General features: G+C 33.5%; 17 protein-coding genes. 10 read left to right on the top strand and 7 right to left on the bottom strand.

The window, feature by feature from the left end; all coding sequences use genetic code 11:
- Positions 1 to 3: 3 nt before the first annotated feature.
- Entirely contained in the window at positions 4 to 225 is a 222-nt protein-coding gene (ccoS, locus tag OF897_RS02880) for a cbb3-type cytochrome oxidase assembly protein CcoS (protein WP_267264179.1), read from the bottom strand.
- Positions 226 to 334: 109 nt separating this feature from the next.
- Complete coding sequence (locus OF897_RS02885) at positions 335 to 2,710, bottom strand: heavy metal translocating P-type ATPase (RefSeq protein ID WP_267264218.1); 2,376 nt, start codon at positions 2,708 to 2,710, stop codon at positions 335 to 337.
- A gap of 91 nt (positions 2,711 to 2,801) precedes the next feature.
- Between OF897_RS02885 and OF897_RS02890 the strand changes: the two genes are divergently transcribed.
- The 5 genes from OF897_RS02890 to OF897_RS02910 all read left to right on the top strand — a co-directional run bounded on the left by OF897_RS02890 (position 2,802) and on the right by OF897_RS02910 (position 7,492).
- The gene (locus OF897_RS02890; RefSeq protein ID WP_267264180.1) at positions 2,802 to 3,515 is read left to right on the top strand and encodes a Crp/Fnr family transcriptional regulator; all 714 of its coding nucleotides are present in this window, start codon (positions 2,802 to 2,804) and stop codon (positions 3,513 to 3,515) included.
- 64 nt (positions 3,516 to 3,579) lie between these two features.
- The gene (gene panB, locus OF897_RS02895; RefSeq protein ID WP_267264181.1) at positions 3,580 to 4,395 is read left to right on the top strand and encodes a 3-methyl-2-oxobutanoate hydroxymethyltransferase; all 816 of its coding nucleotides are present in this window, start codon (positions 3,580 to 3,582) and stop codon (positions 4,393 to 4,395) included.
- Entirely contained in the window at positions 4,395 to 4,727 is a 333-nt protein-coding gene (locus OF897_RS02900) for a hypothetical protein (RefSeq protein WP_267264182.1), read from the top strand. Before panB ends, OF897_RS02900 begins: the two co-directional genes overlap by 1 nt.
- Complete coding sequence (locus OF897_RS02905) at positions 4,728 to 5,408, top strand: RluA family pseudouridine synthase (protein WP_267264219.1); 681 nt, start codon at positions 4,728 to 4,730, stop codon at positions 5,406 to 5,408. It abuts the gene before it with no gap.
- A 257-nt stretch (positions 5,409 to 5,665) separates the two neighbouring features.
- Positions 5,666 to 7,492, top strand: a complete 1,827-nt coding sequence (locus tag OF897_RS02910) for a T9SS type A sorting domain-containing protein (RefSeq protein WP_267264183.1) — start codon at positions 5,666 to 5,668, stop codon at positions 7,490 to 7,492.
- A gap of 68 nt (positions 7,493 to 7,560) precedes the next feature.
- On the opposite strand, the gene OF897_RS02915 is transcribed toward OF897_RS02910, so the two are convergent.
- The 3 genes from OF897_RS02915 to OF897_RS02925 are packed head-to-tail and all read right to left on the bottom strand — an operon-like array spanning position 7,561 to position 12,755.
- Complete coding sequence (locus OF897_RS02915; RefSeq protein ID WP_267264184.1) at positions 7,561 to 9,690, bottom strand: outer membrane beta-barrel protein; 2,130 nt, start codon at positions 9,688 to 9,690, stop codon at positions 7,561 to 7,563.
- Positions 9,691 to 9,745: 55 nt separating this feature from the next.
- Positions 9,746 to 11,872, bottom strand: coding sequence for a TonB-dependent receptor domain-containing protein (locus OF897_RS02920; protein ID WP_267264185.1), 2,127 nt, complete (start codon positions 11,870 to 11,872; stop codon positions 9,746 to 9,748).
- 34 nt (positions 11,873 to 11,906) lie between these two features.
- Positions 11,907 to 12,755 (bottom strand): DUF5694 domain-containing protein, encoded by an 849-nt coding sequence (locus OF897_RS02925; protein ID WP_267264186.1) that lies wholly within the window; start codon positions 12,753 to 12,755, stop codon positions 11,907 to 11,909.
- Between the two features lie 169 nt (positions 12,756 to 12,924).
- On the opposite strand from OF897_RS02925, the gene OF897_RS02930 reads away from it, so the two are divergent.
- Genes OF897_RS02930 through OF897_RS02940 form a run of 3 tightly spaced genes read left to right on the top strand, consistent with a single transcriptional unit; the run spans position 12,925 to position 14,955 of the window.
- A complete protein-coding gene (locus OF897_RS02930) occupies positions 12,925 to 13,272 on the top strand; it encodes a hypothetical protein (protein ID WP_267264187.1) in 348 nt (115 codons plus the stop codon).
- Complete coding sequence (locus OF897_RS02935; protein ID WP_267264188.1) at positions 13,269 to 14,285, top strand: sensor histidine kinase; 1,017 nt, start codon at positions 13,269 to 13,271, stop codon at positions 14,283 to 14,285. Before OF897_RS02930 ends, OF897_RS02935 begins: the two co-directional genes overlap by 4 nt.
- Positions 14,272 to 14,955 carry a LytR/AlgR family response regulator transcription factor gene (locus OF897_RS02940; protein WP_267264189.1) on the top strand — a complete coding sequence of 228 codons (684 nt, stop codon included), beginning with the start codon at positions 14,272 to 14,274 and terminating at the stop codon, positions 14,953 to 14,955. Before OF897_RS02935 ends, OF897_RS02940 begins: the two co-directional genes overlap by 14 nt.
- Positions 14,956 to 15,004: 49 nt before the next feature.
- Here the strand turns inward: OF897_RS02940 and OF897_RS02945 are convergent, their stop codons facing one another.
- A complete protein-coding gene (locus tag OF897_RS02945) occupies positions 15,005 to 17,272 on the bottom strand; it encodes an aconitate hydratase (protein WP_267264190.1) in 2,268 nt (755 codons plus the stop codon).
- Between the two features lie 308 nt (positions 17,273 to 17,580).
- Entirely contained in the window at positions 17,581 to 20,361 is a 2,781-nt protein-coding gene (locus tag OF897_RS02950) for a bifunctional aconitate hydratase 2/2-methylisocitrate dehydratase (RefSeq protein WP_267264191.1), read from the bottom strand.
- Between the two features lie 388 nt (positions 20,362 to 20,749).
- Here OF897_RS02950 and OF897_RS02955 point away from each other — a divergent pair, with 388 nt between their 5' ends.
- Together OF897_RS02955 and OF897_RS02960 are read left to right on the top strand one after the other, a co-directional pair.
- On the top strand, positions 20,750 to 21,517 hold the full coding sequence (locus OF897_RS02955) for a WG repeat-containing protein (RefSeq protein WP_267264192.1): 768 nt from the start codon (positions 20,750 to 20,752) through the stop codon (positions 21,515 to 21,517).
- A gap of 270 nt (positions 21,518 to 21,787) precedes the next feature.
- Complete coding sequence (locus tag OF897_RS02960; RefSeq protein WP_267264193.1) at positions 21,788 to 23,890, top strand: TonB-dependent receptor; 2,103 nt, start codon at positions 21,788 to 21,790, stop codon at positions 23,888 to 23,890.
- Positions 23,891 to 24,035 lie beyond the last annotated feature (145 nt).

Here is a 24,035-nt window from a genome sequence, read left to right on the forward strand (position 1 = left end):
TAACTATTCACTTTTTTCTTCAAATTTATTATTATCCTCTTTTTCCTTTTTATTTTCGTTGCCAGTTTCTTTTTTATCCTTTATTTCACCGGAATCAAAGAGTATTCTCACAGCTGGAGATTCATCATCTTCAAACTGTCCTTTTCTGGCGTTTACTATAAAAATAACCAAGAAAACTGCAGCCAAAGAAACGCTGCATAAGATCATTAAATATAGAATATCCATCTGACAACAAAATTAACCTATTTTCGGGGTTCAAAATTAGTGAAAAATAATGACAATTATCACGAAATAGCGGCTTTGTCTAATTTAAAATCAGTCTAAATAAGGGCTTTTAAGCCTGTTTTTTGAAATATTTCTTCCCAAGAATCCATGTTGAAATGGTGGTGAAAGAAATCACGGTAATCGAACTTGCCGGCATAATTAAAGCTGCAAAAAGTGGACTCATATTTCCGGTTACGGCGAACGATAATCCCACAACATTGTACAAAAAGCTGATTAAAAAAGTCAGTTTTACAATCGTAATCGAACCTTTACAAACATTAAGATAATTATCAAGTTGCGATACTTTTTCACCGTTCATGATGACGTCTGAAGATGGTGTAAAGCTGTTGCTGTCGTCAGAGATTGCGATTCCCACGTTGCTTTGTTTTAAAGCTCCGGCATCATTTAGTCCATCACCAAGCATAATGACTTTCAAACCTTCATCCTGAAGATTTTTAATATAATTCAGTTTGTCTTCCGGATTTTGATTAAACGCCATCGAGCTGTAGTTCGGAATGATTTCTTTCAGCTGATTTTCCTCAGAAGAATTGTCGCCACTCAGAATAAAAATCTTATAATTAACAAGTTTTTTGAAAAGATTGCTTAGGTTTTCACGGTATTCATTTTTAAAAATAAATTTACCGATAAACTCATTGTTTTTGCTGATGTAAACCGCAGTTTCAAGATTTTTAGACTCTTGATTATTGTATTTTGCAGAACCGATTTTGTAAATATTGCTTCTTACGCTCGCTTCATAACCTTTTCCTGAAATTTCTTCAAAATTGTCAACAGGGAAATAATCATCCTGAACTTCCAAAAATTCATATAAAGATTTAGAAAGTGGGTGGTTTGAATTTTTAACTAAACTTTTAATATTTAATAAATCAAATTCCTGAATTTCAGAACCTTGGTATTTGATATTCGATTTTTTTCTGTGCGTAATTGTTCCGGTTTTATCAAAAACTAAGGCGTTTACTTTGGCAATTTTCTCAATCGTTAAAGTATCTTTTACATAGAATTTATTTCGACCTAAAATTCTCATTATGTGGCCAAAAGTAAATGGGGAAGATAAAGCCAATGCGCAAGGACAAGCAATAATCAAAACTGCAGAAATAACTTGGAACATCGTTTCCAAATCAATAAAATACCAATAAATTCCTGCAACCAATGCAATTCCTAAAATAATGAATGTGAAGTACTTGCTGATGTTGTTGATAAGCGTGTCAAGTCCGGTTTCATGCTTTTTGAAAGCTTCTTTGTTCCAAAGCTGGGTAAGGTAACTCTGATCAACATTTTTAATCACTTCAAGTTCAAGGGAAGAGCCAATCTGTTTTCCGCCGGCGAAAATTTTATCTCCCGGATTTTTAGAAATGCTTTCACTTTCACCCGTGATAAAACTATTGTCAATATTTCCTTTTCCGCTAATTAAAACAGCATCAACGGGGATGATTTCCTGATTTCTAACTAAAATTCTGTCTCCGATTTTGATTTCAGAAAGTAGAATATTTTCCTGTTTTCCGTGAAAATCAACTTTAGTCACTGCAATCGGATAAAAAGATTTGTAATCTCTGTCGTAAGAAAGCGAGCTGTATGTTCTTTTTTGGAAAATTTTCCCCAAAAGCATGAAGAATAAAAGTCCACACAAGGTGTCAAAATATCCAGGTCCGTAATCGGTCGCAATTTCGTAAATGCTTCGTCCAAACAAAACAAAAATTCCCAAAACAATCGGAACATCAATGTTGACGATTTTATTTTTTAAACCATACCAAGCTGATTTGTAATAATCTGAAGCAGAATAAAATACAACTGGAACAGAAAGTAAGAACATCAAAATTCTGAATAAACCTTTATAATGCTCCATCCAGAAATCTTCACCGCCAATATATTCCGGAAAGGCTAAAAACATTCCGTTTCCGAAAGCAAATCCGGCAATTGCCAGTTTTACCAACAAAGATTTATCTAAATTATCTTCGTTTTTGTCAGCAGTTTCAAGATTGATAGCAGGTTTGTAACCAAGATTCGTTAAAAATTTAGCTAAATCGCTTAATTTTAATTCGTTATGATTGAATGAAACCTGTAAGGTTTTTCTTGTGAAGTTAACTTGAGAATAATGAATGTGTTCGTGTAAAGTATGAAGACTTTCTAAAAGCCAGATACAAGATGAACAGTGGATTACTGGAATTCTAAATGTGACTAAACTTGTGTTTCCCTCTGAGAAATCTGTAATTCTGTCGAAAATTTCGGGAGTATCGAGATAATCAAACTGCGAAGAATTTTCATCAGGTCTTATTCCTGCATTCTTATTTAATTCATAGAAATTGCTGAGATTGTTGATGTTTAAGATTTCATAAACAGATTTGCAGCCGGTACAGCAGAAAATTTTTTCGTCAAAAGAAATTCTTTCTTTTTCTATCCCTTGTCCGCAATGAAAACAGTTCTCGCTCACCTTCATAAATTATTGAGACACAAAATTATAACATTTTTTTTTTGTTTATCGATTTAAAATGTTCTATTTTTGTGACAAATGTCATATAAGAATGTCGCAGGAACAACAGATTGCTATTGAAGAAAGATTTGCCAGGGTTTTTAACGATAAATCCTTCAAAGAGAGGCTTTCCAATACTGATTTTGAAAGATACATTAATGCTAAAAAGAAACTGACTTTTCAGAAACATGACATCATTTTTGATGATGGTGAAATTCCGAAAGGAGTTTATTTTTTGGAAACAGGAGCTGCTAAATTATCGAAGTCCGGATCTTTTGGAAAAGATCAGATTTTAAGATTTATAAAGGAAGGCGATATCATCGGCTACAGAGCTTTGCTTTGTGGTGAAAATTTTCAGGCAAAAGCTGAAGCAATGACGGATGTAGAATGTACATTTCTTCCAGCCGATATTTTTATGTCTTTATTGGAGGTAGATCCTCAACTTTCTTTCATCATGCTTCAGAAAATTTCATACGAATTAGGAGAGTCTTCCAATACGATTACTTTCTTGGCTCAAAAAACGGTACGTGAAAGATTGGCAGAAATTCTTATTCTTCTGGAACAAAAATTAGGTACAGATCCTGAAGGTTTTATCAAGATTTCTTTAACAAGAGAAGAAATCGCCAATATCATCGGAACGGCTACAGAAAGTGCAATCCGTTTGATTTCTGAGTTTAAAGGAGATCAGCTCATCGAAGTAGACGGTAGAAATATCAAAATTCTTAACCACGACAAATTAATGAAACTAGGACACGTAGTTTTATAAAATTCAAAATAAATATAAGTCGGCCCAGTGCCGACTTTTTAACTTTAAAACAATCATAAAGAATATGTCTGTTCATTCTGAAATTAAAAGAGTTACGACCGAAACCTTGCGTAAAATGAAATTCGACAAGGAGAAAATAACAATGCTTACTGCTTACGATTTTACAACTGCTAAAATGGTTGATGCAGGAGGTGTAGATACTATTCTTGTTGGTGATTCTGCTGCAAATGTAATGGCGGGTTTTGAAACGACGCTTCCAATCACTTTAGATCAAATGATTTATCATACGCAAAGTGTTGTAAGAGGTACCGACAGAGCTTTGGTGATTGCAGATCTTCCTTTTGGAACCTACCAAAGTAATCCGGATATCGCTTTGCAATCTGCAGTAAGAATGATGAAAGAAGGTGGAGCTCATGCAATTAAAATTGAAGGTGGTAAAGAAATTTCAAAATCAATTAAGAAAATCATCAATGCCGGAATTCCTATTATGGGACATTTGGGATTAACGCCACAATCGATTTATCAATTCGGAACTTATAAAGTAAGAGCTAAAGAAGAAGCTGAAGCTGAAAAATTAATTAACGATGCGAAATTGCTTGAAGAATTGGGCTGTTTTGGAGTTGTTCTTGAGAAAATTCCAGCTGATTTGGCGAAAAGAGTGACTGAAAGTATTTCTATCCCAACCATCGGAATCGGAGCCGGAGCTAATTGTGACGGACAGGTTTTGGTATATCATGATATGGTAGGGATGAACAAAGGATTTTCACCGAAGTTTTTAAGAAGGTATTTAGATTTATATACAGAAATTACAGGAGCAGTTTCACAATATGTAAAAGATGTGAAAGGTGCTGATTTTCCTAATCAAAATGAAAGTTATTAATGAGAAATAATTTACAAACCGCACAAGGGATCATCTCCATTTTGGCAATTATTTGTCTTGCAGTAGGATGGTTTAAAATTTTCCCGGGAGACATTAATTATTTTCTTTCTGCAAGATTATTTTATATTTTAATAGGAATCAGTTTTATTGTTCAGGGAAGAATGTTGATGTTGACGAATCCTAAATTTATGTATCCAATGTATGCAGCGGCAGGTTTGTGTATTGTTGGAGCTTTTTTACCAGTTAATTCAAGTTTAAATATTATTAAAACGATTGGCCTTTTAGGGGGAGTTGTTATTTCTTTTATCAGCAGATCTCAGTATCGTCAGTAAATTATGGAGGAACAAATCGTCTATGAAGACAATCATCTTTTAGTTATTAATAAAAAAGTGGGGCAACTCGTTCAGGGAGATAAAACCGGCGACGAACCTTTACTTGAGTCCATCAAAAATTTCATCAAAAAAAGAGATAATAAACCCGGAAATGTTTTTCTGGGTTTAGTTCATCGTATTGACAGGCCAACTTCTGGATTGGTCATTTATGCTAAAACTTCGAAAGCACTTTCTCGTTTGACGCAAATGGTTAAAAACAGAGAAATCAAAAAAACATATTGGGCGGTTGTTGCTAAAGAAATGATTCCGCAAAGTCAAAGATTGGTTCATTTTTTACAAAAGAATGAGAAAAATAATAAGGCTATTGTTTTTACTAAAGCTACTGAAGGAGCTAAAGAGGCAATTCTTACTTATAACATCATCAAAACTTTAGATAATTATCTTTTGCTGGAAATTGATTTAGAAACCGGAAGACATCATCAAATTAGAGCACAGTTATCAAAAACTGGAGTTCCGATTAAGGGAGACTTGAAATATGGAGCTCCTCGTTCAAATCCTGATGGCGGAATTAATCTTCATGCAAGAAAGCTTCAGTTTATTCATCCTGTTACAAAGGAAACTGTAGAAATTGTTGCTCCAGTTCCGCAGAATGATGCGATTTGGCGGGCTTGTGAAGGGTAATATATGTTTCTTTTTAATTAGTTTCTTAAAATGAAAGATGGTTCATTATAATCAATCCAAGAAATTAAAAAAATAAATCAAAAAATATTTTATTTAATACCGAATTCTATAGAATTCGGTATTTTTTTTAATTTGATTGAATTGCGATTAATACAGGTTTTTGATTGTATTTGTAAAATTTATTTATTGTTTTGCCTTTGTTTTTATTAATATGAATTTAATATTGAGTATATTTAAGACATTCTAAAATTAATAATATGATGAATTTTTACCAATTTTTTTCAAAATCAAAAACAGCTTCTGCTCTTAAAAAGTTAGGGGTCTTCGTATTTCTATCCACGGGTTATGCGATCAATGCCCAAGTCAGCACCTATAGTGTTGCACAATCTACAGGAACTTATTCTCCGATTACCGGAACGGTCTTAGAAACTGCAACTGGAAACACTGCTACTACGAGTCTAAACAGTAATGTTTATGCGGTGACACTTCCGTTTAATTTTACATTTAATGCTACTTCATATAGCTCTTTAAATGTAACAACAAATGGTTTTGTAACTTTTGGAGCAACTGCTCCAACTTCCACAAATATTACTCCTATTTCAAATACAGCTACTTATGATGGAGCTGTTTCTGCGTGGGGACGAGATCTCAACAGTGTTTTTGACCTCAACAGTGTAACAGGAAATATCAGTTGGGAAACCGTTGGAACTGCTCCTAACCGAGAAGTGGTTATCCAGTGGAAGAATTTTAGACCTGCTTATTCTATTTCTACTACTGCAGCGTATGCATTTTCTTTCCAAATAAGACTGCAGGAAACTTCTAATGTAATCAAAATGGTTTACGATAGTGGGGCTTTTTTAGTTGGAACAACTGGAGCTTCTACAACAGCTCAAATTGGTTTAAGAGGTGCTACCAATGCAGATTTTAATAATAGGCTCAATGCAGCGACTTTAGATTTTATGGCTTCTGGTGTTGGAACAGCAAACAGTAGCACACAAGCTTCCCATACTACAAATGCTACTCCTGGGATGCCGGTTGCAGGATTTACATATACCTGGACTCCACCTACGTGTTGGATTCCGAATGGAGTAAATGTTAATGGTATTACAACCTCTACTGCAACAGTTAACTGGTTAGCTCCTACAATTGCTCCCGCAAATGGTTATGATGTTTATTATTCAACTACCAATACTGCACCTACGTCATCTACTACTCCAAATGTTAGCAATGTTCCGGGGTTGTCAACTCCATTAGGTTCTTTGCAAAATTCTACTAATTATTACGTTTGGGTAAGATCGAGTTGTAGTTCTTCTGATAAAAGTGCTTGGACTTCTGTTACTAATTTCGCTACACAATGTAATACTTTAACGGGGTCTTATTTTGAAGGATTTGAAGGATATACAGGAACAACTAATGGAAATGCCGGAGTTTTACCTATTTGCTGGACAAATCTGGGAACGACAAATGGTGGCCATATTTCAAATAGCACGACGATTACCGGAAGTAATACTCTTTATTTATGGACATCGGGAGCACGTATTGCCTATGTAGCTTTACCACCTATGTCTACATTGCAGTCTGGAGAATATAAATTGAAATTTGATGCGAAAGCGTCTGTTACTGCAAATGGAATTCTTCAGGTAGGATATGTGGATGCTTCGAATAATTTTGTTGAAATGACAACATTTAGCGTTCCGACTACAAATACAACGTATCCTTTTTCATTTGATATTCCTGTTCTTCCAGCGGGTGTAACTCAGTTAGCATTGAAAAATCCGGGAACACCGGCAAACAGTTTGTCAATAGATAATCTTTCTTATGAGCTTAAAGCTTTAGGAACTTCAGATGTTGTGGCTAAAAATAAGCTGAGAATTTATCCAAATCCATTTACGGATGTTATTAATATCGATAATGTTGAAAATGTGAAATCTATTTCAGTCATTGATATCTCTGGAAGAGTTTTAAAATCATTTAATGATGTTTCATCTACAATCAATTTATCAGATCTAAAAGAGGGGATGTATATTCTTGCTTTAGATTATAAAGATGGTTCAAGATCTTCACATAAAATTATAAAGAAATAAGTTTTAATTTATAATTTCCAATAAAAATCGGCTCTAAAAATTTTAGAGCCGATTTCTTTTATATAAATTTACTGTTGCAAAATTCCACCGTTATTTTCACTTTGAGTGGTTTGCTTGATCATATTAGGGTCTTCTTTTGCGAGTTTATTTTTAGTTGGAATTTTATAATTCACCGAAACACCGAAACTTCTGCTGTCGAATTTATTTGATGTAAATACTTTTCCACCTAGAGAATTTGCCACAATCACACTTTTATTCTGATTAAAAATGTCTCTTGCATAGAGCGAAAGATTTAGGCGATCGCTCATAAATTTTTTAGATACCGTTATATCAAAAGCATTGTTCAGTGGTTTTTCAATTTCAAAATAATAGAAATTTCCTCCTTTTGGTATTACGTTATAATTCGCCTGAAGTCTGATGTCTTTCGGAAGAATAAACTGCCCCATCAAACTGAAAACCCAAAATCCTTTAGATTTAATATCCGGCATTTCCTGAATCTGATATCCTGTATAAACATATAATAAGTTCATCTTATCAGGGTTTACATTAAATTTCATCAGCTCGCTGAAAGGTGTGGTGAAAAGCATAAAAGGAATCGGCATTCCAAAATTGAAATTGTGTGTTCGGATACTATTAACCTGTAACTGTTCGTTTTTAATCAAATTTCCTTCCCTCGAAACTTTCTGTACAATCTGATTTTTCACCCAACTTGTGTTATAACCAATATAAGCATAGTCGAATGCGCTGATCTTGATTTCTGCATTGTCATAGATTGTTGGTTGTAGATTTGGGTTACCGTTTGATGTAAGTGTTTCAGTTGAAAGTGTATTATTATTGGGATTCAAAAGAGATACACTCGGAAGGCTGATTTTCTTGTTGTAATTTAAATTCACAAAAAGCTGCTTCATTAAATTATACTGCACACTTGCATTTGGAAAAACTTTAAACTTTTTGAATGGATTTAAATTGTCCTCCTTTAAAACATTGTTTTTGTCATAGTATCTTGTAATTCCAGTAATGTCATAGTTTTCAGCTCGTGCTCCGGCAATGAAATCAAATTTTTTCAAAGTTGCCTGAAATTCTAAATAGGCAGAAGTTGTCTGTCTTGTATAATCAAGATTGACAATGCTTCTGTTTTTGGTTTCAAAATTTTGCTGATCATATAAACCTCCGAAGCTCATTTTTCCTTCATCCAAAATTTTCAAAGGCTGAGAATAATCAATTCTGAAATTATATGAATTGAATAAAGATGAATTGTCTAATGATTTTTCACCAAACTGATTAAACTCTGAATCATTGTTGGAATAAATCGCTTTAAAATCAAGCTTCTTGTTTTTATCGTCAAATTTTTTCTGATACGTTGCTGCAACTTCTTGTCTTAAACCTTTAGAATCACTCGTAAAATTAGATCTTGTCACTCCGTTTAGAAACTCATCTGTTACAATTGACGAACCTCCATTGCTATGATTGATGTCGTAGTTTAACAACAATCTGTCTTTTCCAAGTTCAAAAGTGAAAGCAGAATTCATGTAATACGTTCTTCCTAAAGAATTAGAATTATTTCTACTTAAATTGTCAAATTCAGAAAGAGATAAACTCTCACGATAATACTGTCCAAGATTCACTTGCCATCCAAACCATTTATTTCTTGAATTTAATGCAATGGAATTATTAAATCTACTTCTGTATTTATCGTAGCTGGAAAAACGGTAACCTCCGTTGTAAACTGCAGTAAGGTAATTTTTTGCTGATTTACTGGTAATAATATTTAAAATAGCGCCTCCTGAAGTTGCAGGGAATTCTGCTCCGGGTTGCGTAATAATTTCGATTCTTTCAACAGAGTTTGCTGGCATTCCTTCAAGAAATGCATTCAGTTCGTTGCTGGAAATATTCAAAGGACGGCCATCCATATAAACATCCAATGGTTTTCCCTGATACATCATTCCCACCATATCGGAAACCACCAAACCCGGAAGTTTTTTCACACCTTCCATCAGTGATCCTGAATTTAAGCTTGGTTGCTCAGAAAAATCAAAAATTGTACGGTCGGCTTTTTGCTCAACGGCTTTTTTAGTTTTAGTAATGACAACGCCTTCAATTTGTTTTTCTTTTTCGTTGGTTTCTTTGTTGTCTTTAGTTTCCTGTGCAAAACTTAAAACTGAACCTAAAAGTGAGAGAGTAAATAAAGTTTTCTTCATAATGTGAGTAAATCTATTCAGTTAGACGATAAAAAATCTCATTTGTTACAAAACTTTACTGTGCTCTGTCTTTTTCTTCAAAATTGATGCTTTTTGTACTGACTTTCTTTTTATTATTTCCTAATATATAATTTACACTTAAGCGGAAACCTCTTCCATCCCAATAATTATTAAAATGTTGGCTGTTATCACTGAAATACATGTCTCCACGATACTTTTGAGCAAAAATATTGGTTACTGTAGCGTTAATTTGAAGCTGCTTTTCCATGAGAGAAATCTTAATCCCTGAATTTAAATTTGAAAAATTATGGAAAGAAGAATTCACGTTTTTGTAAGGTAAATCCTGGCTGTAGTTTAGAAAAAAGAATAACGTCTTATTTTTATTTAAAGTAAATGTGTTGTTAAAAGAATAACTTACAGAATGACCTTTTTGTGGTTGAGCTTCAATATTGTAGACTTTAGAATCGGTTAACGACCCATTTAATGAAAGACTTGTTTCCCAAAATTTGAAAAATTTATCGGTATAAGAAACATTAAATCCATAAAAATTATTGTCATAATAATTAAGATAAGTCCCGATTTGTGAAATTCCATCTAATAAAGAGAATTGACCGAAACCATTTTTTAGTTTTAAATAATAAATACTTGCAGAAAATTTGCTGTTATAAGTATATCCTAATTCTAAATTATTGATATAAGATGGCTTTAACAAAGGATTTCCTGAAGAATAAGAGTAAGGATTTTCATACCATCTGAAAGGATTTAAATTGCTCATGCTTGGTCGGTTAATTCTTCTTGAATAAGAAAGGCTGAAAACATTTTTCTTTTCTTTATACGAAACAAAAGCTGATGGAAACCATTGTCCGTAATTGTAATGATTACCAAGATTTGTTGATGGAGTGAAACTTTTTGCCTGTGTATTTTCATAACGAATTCCGGCTTTTGTTTCCCAATGTTCACCAAAACTTTTAGCGTAACTGAAATAAGCAGCGTAATTTTCTTCCTGATATTCAAATAAATTAACTCTTTGTAAATCAGAGATATATTGATTGTTGATGATGTTGAAATACTGAAGGTCAGTTGAATTTTTAAACTGATTAAATTTCAAACCTGTTTCAATGGTTCCGAATGAAAAAGGTAATTCCAGATCGCCTTGCAAAGAGAAAACCTGTGGAGCAACAATTGAAGTTGTTTTTACATCCTGAATCGAGTTATCACTTTGTTTTAAAGTTGAAAAATTTACATTTGTATCCGAATTATTCTTGAAAAAGTTTCCTGCAAAACTCAGTTTTTTCCCTAATGAATCTAATTTCAAATCATAGTAAACACTTAAAGTATGCGTAGGATTTTTCTCACGATGAAATGTATTGGTCAAAAGGTTTTCAACAGTAGAATTAGAGCTGATATTTTTTGTTTCATTAGCGATATCCATTCCTGATTTTTCGTGAGCATAAATGTATTCCATACCGATTTCAGAATTCTTATTAAGCTTGTACGAAAAATTTAGGTTGGGCGTTAATTCTTTCCACATATCCTTTCTTACGGAACGGCTGTAGTTTTGAGAAGCTCCTAAAATCGTATAATTTTCCACCGAGCGTTTTGCTCCGTCCAGATATCCGGTTTTTAAAGATAAACTCAATTTTTCAGTTTGGTAATTGAGCGTTCCGTTTATATTTCCGCTTGAATATGTTCGCTGATTTAATCCCGTATTTAGAGAACCGCTCCACCCCAAGTTTTGATTTTTTTTCAAAATAATATTAATCAATCCACTGTTTCCCTGGGCTTCATATTTTGCAGGTGGAGTAGTGATGACCTCTATTTTGGCAATATTTTCTGAGCGAATTGTTTTTAGATAATTCAGAAGCGCAGTTCCTGAAAGGTTCAGCATTCTCCCATTAATCATAACATTTACACTACTTTTTCCGGTAATTGAAATATTTCCCAGATTGTCATCAACTTTCAGCATCGGAACATTGGCTAAAGTTTCTGCGCCATCCATTCCCTGTGATGCAATTGATGCTTCTACATTGAAGATTAGTCGGTCTGCTATCCTTTCGAGAAGTAATTTTTTCTTTCCGTTAATGGTAACAGCATCTATATTTTTGACTTGTAAAGTATCTTGTTTTTGAGCAAAAAAGGAAATGTATAAAAATGTAGCAGCAATAATGAATGTCTTTTTCATGGGTAATTACAGTTTTATTTTGAAAAAAGAAGAATTATTTTTTTTGATCTAACGTTGAAAACTCAACGTAATCATATTCAGGAGATGAAGTGAAAAGTTGTCTTAAAACCGAGGCATGACCGTTCCCTGCAATAACCAAGATTCTGTCTTCATTATTTTTCGGAATCTCCTGAATCTTTCTGAACATTCTGAGATTTCTGTTATACCAATATAAAGCAAGCAAATCTGCACCGTCATGTTCTCTCAGTCTAAAATCTCCGGTTAAATACGCTCCGTATTCATATTGATGATATTCTTTGCTGTTCATGTATTTGAACATATCAAGAAGTGATTTGAAATTTTTTGGTTCTGTACTTTTAATGAAAATATTATACTGTTTAGAAACTGCATCATCACTTAAGAAATCATAATCCTCTAAAAGATTTTTAAAATACACTGAATCTTTTTTACCAAAGGTTTCTGAGTAATCATCCAAAACGGATCTTGCATCAATACTGAACAATTCAGGCAAATTAAGTTCATTAGCAAGACGCATGGCAACTTGATAACGCTCATCTCTTTGATCTCTGTGCTTTCCGTTTTTGTATTCTTTCAATTTTTCATTAGCTTTCCAATCTGGCCAGGCTTCAATAGCAATTTTTGTAGGCTTAAATTTTTTGATGTAATTAATAATTTCTGTTATTTCTGCTGCTCTTTTAGGTTCTAAAACATCTACTTGGTTATTTTTCTCTGTTTTATGGGCATCCATATTCGGATAATCAAAATGAAATGAACCGACTACCAAAACTTTAGTTTTAGGATTGGTAAAATATTCAGAAGGTTTTTTCTGTCCGAATAAAAAAGTTGATACTGTTAATAATACTATTATAATTGAGAATTTCATAATGATTTGTTTTAAATATTTTTGACAAATTTATACCTCACAACAATTTGATAAAATAAGGTTTCGACCAATCAGGGAATATGTCAGCTTAAAATATTTTCGTCGGGAAAAAACGGGTGTTCATAGATTTCAAAGGTTTTAGAAATGCTTTTGTATCTATTTTTGGTACATGAAAAATATAATTCTTCTTTCGAGTGTGATTTTTATACAGCTTTTTGCGGGTAATCACAAAGTAGATGTTTGGAAAACAATAACAATTGCTCCAAACGAAAGTATTGATATTAATAAAGTAAAGGCGCCCGCAACTTTAGAAATAAAAAATCTTTCAGATGAAGATATAGCTTTAGTTTCTGAGCTGAAAATACTTGCTAAAATTTCGGGTAAGTCCGAATTCAAATATAGATTGCCTAAAAAAAGTAGTTTAAAATTAGAAAACAGAAATACAAAACCTGTTTCAATATATTTGCATTATTACTCATCCAAAAGTATTTTTATTAACAACAAAGAATTAAGATGAAAGCAAAACAAATTATATTTCTGCATATTTTCTATTGGATTCTTAACCTGGTTTTTTCAATCATTACCCCTATTGTAGCAGGTAATACGGAATTTTTAATATTGAATATTACTTTTTTTGTAGTCAGTTTACTTGCGTTTTATATCAATTATTTTTTTATTGTTCCTTTCTTTTTCAACATTGATAAATTGTATTATACAATTCTGGGATTTTTTATTAGTGTAGGCTGTTTTGTATTTTTCCGCTATATGGTTGAAGAATTAATCCTGCCTTTGTTTATTGGACATGGTAATTATGCTGAGGGAACTTCACTTTTGTTTTATTATTATGACAATGTATTTTATAGTTCTACCACTCTGTTCATCAGTACTGTATTGTCTTTGTTTAATATTTTCTTAAAAAGAGAACAAGAGCGTCAGCAATTAATCAGTGAAAAAAAATCTGCAGAACTTCAAGCTTTAAAAACCCAAATCAATCCGCATTTTATTTTTAATACTTTAAATAATATTTATTCTTTAGTCTATCAAAATTCAGATAAAGCGTTGTCTGCAATTGAAGAATTAGGACAATTATTAAGATACAGCACTAAAGATCTTGAGAAAGATTTCATTACTTTAGATAAAGAAATTGGATATTTAGACAGTTTGATTGCTTTAGAAAAATTGAGAATTAAAAATCCCGAACTATTAATTGTTGAAAAAAAACTGATTCATCCAAAACTGAATATTTCGCCAATGCTTTTAGTTCCTTTTGTTGAAAATGCTTTTAAACATGGTGATTTTAGAAATAAAGGTTTTGAAATGAAAATTTCAGATGAAAATAAAATACTGCATTTTTATCTTTCAAATTATAAAAAAGAGAAAATGAAAGATGTTGTTTCCGGAATTGGGATTGAAAATGTCAGAAAACGTTTAGAGATTTTGTATTCTAAAAAATATGAACTGAAAATTACAGAAACAGAAACCGATTTTACAGTAGATTTAAAGATTGATTTGAAGAATGAAGAAAATTAAATGTATTATTGTAGACGATGAACCGCTTGCGGTTTCACTTCTCGGAAATTATGTAGAAAAAATCCCGTTCCTCGAACTTGTTTTCTCTACCGAAAATCCAATTGAAGCTTTAGAATTTATTCAAAAAAATGAAGCAGAACTTGTCTTTCTCGATATTCAAATGCCAGAATTAACGGGAATAAATTTCATGAAAATTGTCGGCGATAAAATGAAATACATTCTTACAACAGCGTATTCAGAATATGCTTTGGAAGGCTATGATCATAATGTGGTCGATTATCTTTTAAAACCGATTTCTTTCGACCGCTTCAATAAAAGTGTACTGAAAGCTCAGGAACGTTTTCCTTTAGAAGAAACAAAAGAATCGAATCATTTTTTCGTAAAATCTTCCGGTCAACAATATCGTATAAATTTTGATGAAATTTTGTACGTGGAAAGCATCAAAGATTACGTCAACATCAAAACCGAAACTCAGGAATACATTGTCTTAGAAACTTTAAAATCTTTAGAAAATCAGCTTCCTGAAAACTTTACAAGAGTTCACAAGTCTTTTATTCTGAATTTAGATAAAGTGAAAAGTTTAGGCTTAAAAAAGATAAGTCTTAACTCAAATCACGAAATTCCGATTGGAGAAAGTTATAAAATGAATCTTTTAGAAAAGCTAAAATAAAAAAGCAACTCCAATTTTGAAGTTGCTTTCATTATATATAACAGAAATTTTAATTTTCCTGTTGTTTAATCAAATTCAGAGCAGAACCTGCTTTAAACCAATCAATCTGCTGATCATTGTAAGTGTGGTTTGCCAAAACAATATCTTTCGTTCCGTTTGTGTGAATGAATTCCAAAGTCAATTGTTTTCCTGGAGCAAACTGATCCAAATCTAAGAAATTGACAACGTCATCTTCCTGAATTTTATCATAATCTGCTTCATCAGCAAAAGTTAATCCCAACATTCCTTGTTTCTTAAGGTTGGTCTCATGGATTCTTGCAAATGATTTTACCAAAACTGCTTTTACACCAAGATGTCTCGGTTCCATCGCAGCGTGTTCTCTTGAAGAACCTTCACCATAGTTCTGATCTCCCACAACTATAGAAGGGATTCCTGCAGCTTTATAAGCTCTTTGTACAGCAGGAACTTCACCGTAAGCACCATCTAACTGATTTTTTACTTTGTTGGTTTCCATGTTGTAAGCATTCACTGCACCGATTAACATGTTGTTTGAGATGTTATCTAGATGTCCTCTGTATTTCAACCATGGTCCTGCCATAGAAATGTGATCCGTCGTACATTTTCCGAAAGCTTTAATTAAAACTCTCGCTCCGGTAATATTTTTACCATCCCAAGCAGGGAATTCTTCTAATAGCTGAAGTCTGTCAGAAGTCGGGCTTACCTTCACAACAACTGACGAACCATCTTCAGAAGGAGCTTGGTAACCATTATCATCTACAGCAAAACCTTTCGCTGGTAATTCAAAACCTTGAGGTTCATTTAATTTGATCTGCTCTCCGTTCTCAGCAGTTAATGTATCTGTAATTGGGTTAAAATCTAATCTTCCTGAAATCGCAATTGCTGCAACCATTTCCGGAGAAGCTACAAATGCGTGAGTGTTCGGGTTTCCGTCGGCTCTTTTCGCAAAGTTTCTGTTGAAAGAGTGAATGATAGAGTTTTTCTCGCCTTTATCTGCACCTTCTCTGTCCCATTGTCCGATACAAGGTCCGCAGGCATTGGTAAAGATTCTTGCATTTTCAAACTTTCTGAAAGAATCTAAAAACCCGTCTCTTTCTGCGGTAAATTTCACCTGTTCAGAACCTGGGTTGATTCCTAAAATTGCTTTAGGTTTTACACCTTTTGCTACGGCATCTTCAACGATTGAAGCCGCTCTTGATAAATCTTCATACGAAGAGTTGGTACAAGATCCAATCAATGCCCATTCTACTTCAATAGGCCATCCGTTTGCTTCAGCTTTCGCTTTAAATTCAGAAACTGGAGTTGCTAAATCTGGAGTAAATGGTCCGTTCAAGTGAGGCGCCAATTCTGAAAGGTTAATTTCAATAACCTGATCGAAATATTGTTCTGGGTTAGCATATACTTCTGCATCACCTGTTAAGTGTTCTGAAACTTGGTCTGCAGCATCTACTACATCCTGTCTTCCGGTAGAAGCTAAATATCTTCTCATGGAATCATCATATCCAAATGTAGAAGTAGTAGCACCAATTTCAGCACCCATATTACAGATTGTTCCTTTACCTGTTGCAGATAAGGAAATTGCACCATCACCGAAATACTCTACGATGCATCCTGTTCCTCCTTTTACAGTAAGAATTCCAGCAACTTTTAGGATAACGTCTTTTGCGGAAGTCCAGCCTGACATTTTACCGGTTAATTTTACACCAATTAATTTAGGCATTTTTAATTCCCAAGCCATTCCTGCCATTACGTCAACGGCATCTGCACCACCAACTCCGATGGCAACCATTCCTAAACCTCCGGCGTTTACCGTATGAGAGTCAGTTCCAATCATCATTCCACCTGGAAATGCGTAGTTTTCTAAAACAACCTGATGGATAATTCCGGCTCCCGGTTTCCAAAAACCGATTCCGTATTTATCACAAACAGAACCTAAAAAGTTAAAAACCTCAGAATTTTTATTGATTCCTTCCTGTAAATCTGATTCAGCACCCACTCTCGCCTGGATCAGGTGATCTGCGTGAGCAGTTGAAGGCACGGCAACTTTAGGTTTTCCGGCCTGCATAAACTGTAAAAGAGCCATCTGAGCCGTGGCATCCTGCATGGCAACTCTATCCGGAGCGAAATCCACATAAGAATTTCCTCTTTCATGTTCTTTTGTTGCGTTTCCTTCCCACAAATGGGTGTAAAGAATTTTTTCTGAAAGTGTTAGCGGTTTTCCTGTGATCTGTCTTGCTGCTGCAATACGTTCAGGATAGCGTTCGTACACTTTTTTGATCATGTCAATGTCGAAAGTCATATCTTAATTTAATTTTTCTGTTTTCAATAAATCTTTTGTTTCAAAATAAATTTAAAGCAAAAAATTATAATCATTTATAATTCATCAAATACTGTTCCTCCAATTTATAGAAAGGGATAAATACGATGAATGACTGAGATTATTTATAACTATCAAGTTAAGGAAAAATAAAATTTCGGTTATTGATCTAAGATAAAATAAATAAGATGAGGCTTAAATGGAAACGTTCTAAACAAAAAATGGAAGACTTCAAAAGAAATCTTCCATTTTATATTTAAAAAAGTCTTTCGACTGAAATTTAAAATATATTAGTGACCAACTGTAACCAATTCTTTGATAGAAGGAACGAAAGTCGTTAAGTCAATGCCTTCAACTGCTGCTTTGTATTCTTCAATATTTGGAATTCTTCCGATAATAGCTGAAAGTACAACAACCGGAGTCGATGCCAATAAAGATTCTCCTTTTTTACGCTCAGAATCTTCAACTACTCTTCCCTGGAAAAGTCTTGTAGAAGTTGCCAAAACAGTATCTCCTTTTTCAGCTTTTTCTTGGTTACCCATACAAAGGTTACATCCAGGACGCTCAAGGTACATCATGTTTTTGTACTCAACACGTGCTGCACCTTTTGGAGCATTGTCATCAAATTCAAAACCTGAATATTTCTCTAATAATTCCCAATCTCCTTCAGCTTTTAATTCATCGATGATATTGTAAGTCGGAGCAGCAACAACTAGTGGTGCTAAAAATTCAACTTTACCGTCTCTTTTTTCGATGTTTCTTAACATTTGAGAAACGATTTTTAAATCGCCTTTGTGAACCATACAAGAACCTACGAAACCAAGATCTACTTTTTTGTCACCTCCGTAATAAGTCAAATCTCTGATGGTATCGTGCGTATATCTTTTAGAAACATCTTCGTTGTTTACATCTGGGTCAGCAATCATTGGTTCTACAATAATATCCAAATCAACAACAACTTCTGCATAATAACTAGCATTTGAATCTGGAGTTAAAGCTGGTTTTTCACCAGATTTAATTTCAGTAATTCTCTTATTTGCTTTATTGATTAATCCTTGAAGAACTTGGTTATGGTTATCCATTCCTTTATCAATCATAATCTGGATTCTGCTTTTTGCAATTTCCAATGATTCGATCAAAGTATCATCTTCAGAAATACAGATGGAAGCTTTTGCTTTCATTTCTGCAGTCCAGTCTGTAAATGTAAACGCCTGATCCGCAGGAAGTGTTCCGATGTGAACCTCAATAATTCTACCTTGGAAAACGTTTTCTCCTCCAAATTGCTGAAGCATTTGTAATTGTGTAGCGTGAACTACATCACGAAAATCCATGTGGTGTTTCATGTCACCTTTGAAAGTCACTTTTACAGATTCCGGGATCGGCATAGATGCTTCACCAGTTGCTAAAGCTAAAGCTACAGTTCCTGAATCAGCTCCAAATGCTACACCTTTTGACATTCTTGTGTGAGAATCTCCTCCGATAATGATCGCCCATTCGTCAATCGTGATATCATTCAGAACTTTGTGGATAACGTCCGTCATTGCGTGGTATTCACCTTTTGGGTCACGTGCAGTGATCAAACCGAAATCATTCATAAATTTCATCAATCTAGGAATATTCGCCTGAGCCTTTTTATCCCAAACTGAAGCAGTGTGACATCCAGATTGGTAAGCACCGTCAACAATTGGAGAAATCACTGTTGCAGCCATTGATTCTAATTCCTGAGCAGTCATTAAACCGGTTGTGTCTTGAGAACCAACAATGTTTACTTCAACACGAACGTCTGAACCTGCATGCAATACTTTACCTTGAGGTAAACCAACAGCATTTTTGTTAAATATTTTTTCAACAGCTGTAAGTCCTACACCTTCTTTTGTAATTTCTTTTGATGGAGCGTAAACTAAAGGAATTTCAATTCCTAAAATCCCTGAAGCCCAAGTTTGAAGCTTTTTACCAAAAACGATAGCATAAGAACCTCCTGCTTTGATGAATTCCATTTTTTGCGGAGTGAAAGATTTAGAAATATCTTTCAATTCCTGATCGCCGTTATATAATTTTTTTTCTTTAATATTAATGGTAAGAACAGTTCCCGTAGCTACAGAATATTTTTCTTCAAGGATTGGTTCTCCGCTTTCATTACGAACAACATTTCCGTCTGCATCCAAAACTTTCACCCAGTTTTGAAGATCAATTCCAATTCCACCCGTTACATCAACAGTTGTCAGGAAAATTGGAGAGATCCCGTTTGTTCCAGCAACAATCGGAGCAATATTCACAAATGGAATATAAGGACTTGCTTGTTTACCTGTCCAAAGTGCAACGTTATTTACACCAGACATTCTAGATGAACCAACACCCATTGTTCCTTTCTCAGCGATCAACATGACGCTTTTGTCAGGATGTTGAGCCTGTAAAGCTTGAATTTCTTTCTGAGCTTCGGGAGTCATCATGCATAATCCGTGAAGTTCACGGTCTGATCTTGAGTGTGCTTGATTTCCCGGAGACAATAAATCTGTAGAAATATCACCTTCACCAGCAATATAAGTTACCACTTTGATTTCTTCAGCAGCTTCAGGAAGCTTTGTGAAGAAATCAGCCTGTGCATAACTTTCAATAATTTCTTTTGCAATTTCGTTTCCATTATGGAATGCCGCTTTCAAACGATCAGTATCTGCTTCATAAAGGAAAACCTGAGTTTTTAGAACATTTGCAGCTTCTTTTGCAATTGCTGCATCGTTGCCTAAAGCTAAATCCAACAATACCTCGATTGAAGGACCACCTTTCATGTGAGATAATAACTCAAATGCGAACGCCGGAGTAATTTCTTCTAATACGGATTCACCTAAAATGATTTCTTTCAAAAATTGAGCTTTCACACCTGCAGCACTTGTCGTACCTGGTAAAGTGTTGTAAATAAAGAATTTTAGAGAATCTGCTCTGTATTCATTATTCCTATCTTTAATTTGTGCAATGATTTCGCTTAGTAATTCTGCGCCATCAATAGGTTTTGGGTGAAGACCCTGTGCTTTTCTTTCTTCAATCTCTTGGATGTAATCCTGATAAATATTCATAAATAGAAGTTCTTTTTATAATTAAAGTAGATTATTGATTGGTAGACATCTGTTAAGTACAGAAGCAGGTTGTATAATCTACAACATTTATGAAAATGTGAGATAATAATCTGTCCCAATGGGTAAATATTAAAAGGACTTTCTCTGAAAATGTAAGAATTTACTTTGCAATCGATTTCGCCATAAACTCTTTTTCGGATAAAACGTTTGTTAGATTTTAAATGATAAAAATCAAATGTGATACCTTAAAACGTTTTAAAAATTATCGTACATTTAAAAATGTTCCCAAAAATACGGAATTTTAATTTTTTTCTTAGGCTAAATTATTTAGATTCTTTATAAATATGTTTTTTATATTTTCTATTTTTGGCACAAATTTACACGAAAGATGATTTTAAGAAAATTAATGTTGAGTTTTTTAGTTTTAGTTTTTAATTTTAGCTTTTCTCAGTATAAAGCTTTGAAAAATAATAATTTAAATAAATCAAAAGGTGTTTCTAATTTAGCAGCGGAAAAGAAAACTTCTCACATTCTTCCAATGGTTAATGAAAATATTCCGTTATTGATTCCGCAAAAAAAGAACGGAAAATCTGGTTTTGTTAATCAAAAAGGAAAATTTATGGTTCAGCCGGAGTATGATTTTGTGATGTTTTTTGGTGAAGATTGCAATCTTTTAAACTCTCCCAATGAGAAAGTTAAGAAATTTGGAACATTGGATTTTGCAACTGTAGAGAAAAATGGAATTACTTTCAGAATCAATAAATCAGGCAAAAAAGTATATCAATATAAAGATGTTGATTTGGGCAAATGTAAATTGGAGTTGAAGAAAGCGCTATTCCATGCCTATATTCTTAACGGAAAATACGGGATTATTGAAGATTCAAAATTTAAAAATCCGTCAGATAAAAATCAATTCACTATTTATCCCAATTACCAATATCTCTATATTCTGGAAGGTGATGATGTTTCAAATCCTATGATTGTCGCAACGTATAACGATAAGTTCGGAGTGATTGATGTTAATAATAAAATTGTTATTCCATTTGAATATTCAGACATAAAAAGAAATTACAGTTGGAAATTGGGTAAAATGTTTGATGTAACCAAAGATGATAAAAATTACTACTATATCGATTCTGATAATCGCTCGTATTAAATTCTATGTAAAAATTTAGATCAAAAAATCATATTTTTTGAGTTAAAATATTTTTTGTAATTTTGCCGCTGAAATTAAAGGGGTGCCCCAATCGGAGCTGAGATTATACCCAATGAACCTGGAACAGGTAATGCTGTTTAGGGAAACATTTATTATAAATGATAAATAATAGAGATAAAGGATATTTTAAAAATCATTTATCAATCATAATTCATCAGATATAAATATAGTCGCCCCTTTTATTCCATTAAATTTTTAAAATTTATAAGAATGAAAGGATTATTTTTTTTAGGACTTACCGCAAGTTCTTTGAGTTTCGCACAAACTCAAAACCCAGATTCTCTGAAAGCCAGAGAAATTGAAGCTGTAAACTTCACCAAAAGGCTTCCCGTTGCCAAAGAAATCATCAATGTTCAAAAAGATCTCGACAGTAGAAATCTTGGACAAGATTTACCGATTCTTTTGAAAAATCAAACCTCAATTATCTCAACTTCCGATGCCGGAAACGGAGTTGGTTACACAGGATTTAGAATTCGTGGGGTTGCAGGAAGAGGGATTAATGTGATGATGAATGGTGTTCCGTTCAATGATTCAGAAAGTCAGGGAACTTTTTTTGTAAATGTTCCGGATTTAACGAGTTCGGCGTCACAAATTGTCATTCAGCGTGGAGTTGGAACTTCAAATAATGGAGTTTCTGCTTTCGGAGCGAGTATCAATGTAATTTCTAAAGAGCCTGAAGACAAGTTTTATTTTAAAACAGATGACAGTTACGGTTCTTTCAATACGTACAAATATTCGGCAGAAATTGGTTCAGGAAAATTCTGGAAAGACCGTCTTTCTGTGATGGGAAGATATTCTACTATTCATTCTGACGGATATATTGACAGAGCTGCTTCAGATTTAAATTCATACAATTTCACAGCATTATTTGAAGAAGAGAAAACAAAACTTCGTTTGATGGCTTTTGGTGGAAAAGAAAAAACGTATCAAGCTTGGAATGGTGTTGATCGTCAAACTTGGGAAACCAACCCCAAAACTAATTTGTCAGGAGCCATCTATGATGCAAACTGGGAAAATATTGTCGGTTTTTATGATAATGAAACCGATAATTACAGACAAAATCATTATCAATTGCTTTGGGAACAAGGTTTAAATGATAACTGGAATCTCGAAACAACGCTTCACTACACAAAAGGAAGAGGTTATTATGAGAATTACAAACAGGGTGATCCTTACGCAAGATATAGTTTGCCTGATTTTAATGGAAATAAATCTTCAGATTTTATTAGAAAAAAATGGTTAAATAATGATTTCTACGGTGTAGTTTCTACTTTATACGGGAAATTCGATTATCTTGATCTGAATTTCGGAGTTGTCGGAAACCAATATTACGGTAGACATTACGGAAATGTAAGAGATGTTTTCTTCGCAGAAATTCCGCAACATGAATATTACCGAAATCGTTCGGTGAAGAATGAAGTTGCAGGTTTTGCGAAAGCTTTGATTAAAGTAAATGATTTTGAATTCTTCGGAGATTTACAGTTAAGAAACATCGACTACGATACCAAAATTTTGATGGAAGGTGATGATGAAGGTGCAAATTTGAAAAAAAACTGGTTGTTTTTCAATCCAAAAGCTGGTGTAAATTATAAATTAGGAAACGGAAAAGTCTTTATTTCGTATGCTCATGCGCAACGTGAGCCGAATCGTGATGATTTAATATCAAACAATGACGTAAAATCTGAAAGTCTTCATGATGTAGAAGCAGGAATCGAAAAACAGTTTGGTCCGGTTGCTTTTACGGCTAATCTATATTATATGTATTATCTGAATCAGCTGGTTTTAAACGGGCAGATCAGCAATATAGGAGAATTCATCAGAACCAATTCTGGGAAAAGTTACAGGAGAGGAATTGAAGTTGGAGCTTTGGCGAAACTTTCAAAACAATGGGAAGTTTCTGGAAATGTAAGTTTAAGTCAAAACCGAAACCTTGATTTTAGAATTGAAAATGAAAGTGGAATAAACAATCTCGGAAATACTGAAATTTCTTTCTCACCAAACGTGATTGCTAATGTAAGCCTGAAATTTAATCCTACTAAAAATTTCCATTTTGCTTTAATGAATCAATATGTTGGAAAGCAGTATTTAGACAATACAGAGACGCAGAGTTTATTGTTGAAAGATTATTTTCTGACAGATTTTAATGTACAGTATGACTTTAAAATTTCGAAACACGATGTCGCTTTAAAGCTTTTGGTCAATAATATTTTCGATCAAAAATATGTGAACAACGGCTATGTTTATAATGGTCCGATTTACTTCGCTCAGGCTGGAACAAATTTCATGTTCGGAATCAGCTGGAAAATTCAATAATCAATAAAACACCATTTCATTTTATTATAGTTAGTTTTCTTATTAAATTTTTTAAAGACTGTTTCGGCAGTCTTTTTTATTAGATTTAAATTAAGAGTTAAACAAAATCTGCAGAATCAATTTAATCTGCGAGAGACAAAATCTC

It is taken from the genome of Chryseobacterium formosum (assembly GCF_026460885.1).
GTDB classification, from domain to species: domain Bacteria; phylum Bacteroidota; class Bacteroidia; order Flavobacteriales; family Weeksellaceae; genus Chryseobacterium; species Chryseobacterium formosus.

Excerpts from the sequence above, each read along its gene's own strand:
- OF897_RS02940 (WP_267264189.1), top strand. The coding sequence starts at position 14,272 with ATGAAGAAAATTAAATGTATTATTGTAGACGATGAACCGCTTGCGGTT.
- OF897_RS02890 (WP_267264180.1), top strand. The coding sequence starts at position 2,802 with ATGTCGCAGGAACAACAGATTGCTATTGAAGAAAGATTTGCCAGGGTT.
- OF897_RS02960 (WP_267264193.1), top strand. The coding sequence starts at position 21,788 with ATGAAAGGATTATTTTTTTTAGGACTTACCGCAAGTTCTTTGAGTTTC.
- OF897_RS02925 (WP_267264186.1), bottom strand. The coding sequence starts at position 12,755 with ATGAAATTCTCAATTATAATAGTATTATTAACAGTATCAACTTTTTTA.
- OF897_RS02920 (WP_267264185.1), bottom strand. The coding sequence starts at position 11,872 with ATGAAAAAGACATTCATTATTGCTGCTACATTTTTATACATTTCCTTT.
- ccoS (WP_267264179.1), bottom strand. The coding sequence starts at position 225 with ATGGATATTCTATATTTAATGATCTTATGCAGCGTTTCTTTGGCTGCA.
- OF897_RS02955 (WP_267264192.1), top strand. The coding sequence starts at position 20,750 with ATGATTTTAAGAAAATTAATGTTGAGTTTTTTAGTTTTAGTTTTTAAT.
- OF897_RS02915 (WP_267264184.1), bottom strand. The coding sequence starts at position 9,690 with ATGAAGAAAACTTTATTTACTCTCTCACTTTTAGGTTCAGTTTTAAGT.
- OF897_RS02900 (WP_267264182.1), top strand. The coding sequence starts at position 4,395 with ATGAGAAATAATTTACAAACCGCACAAGGGATCATCTCCATTTTGGCA.
- OF897_RS02930 (WP_267264187.1), top strand. The coding sequence starts at position 12,925 with ATGAAAAATATAATTCTTCTTTCGAGTGTGATTTTTATACAGCTTTTT.
- OF897_RS02945 (WP_267264190.1), bottom strand. The coding sequence starts at position 17,272 with ATGACTTTCGACATTGACATGATCAAAAAAGTGTACGAACGCTATCCT.
- OF897_RS02950 (WP_267264191.1), bottom strand. The coding sequence starts at position 20,361 with ATGAATATTTATCAGGATTACATCCAAGAGATTGAAGAAAGAAAAGCA.
- OF897_RS02935 (WP_267264188.1), top strand. The coding sequence starts at position 13,269 with ATGAAAGCAAAACAAATTATATTTCTGCATATTTTCTATTGGATTCTT.
- panB (WP_267264181.1), top strand. The coding sequence starts at position 3,580 with ATGTCTGTTCATTCTGAAATTAAAAGAGTTACGACCGAAACCTTGCGT.
- OF897_RS02910 (WP_267264183.1), top strand. The coding sequence starts at position 5,666 with ATGATGAATTTTTACCAATTTTTTTCAAAATCAAAAACAGCTTCTGCT.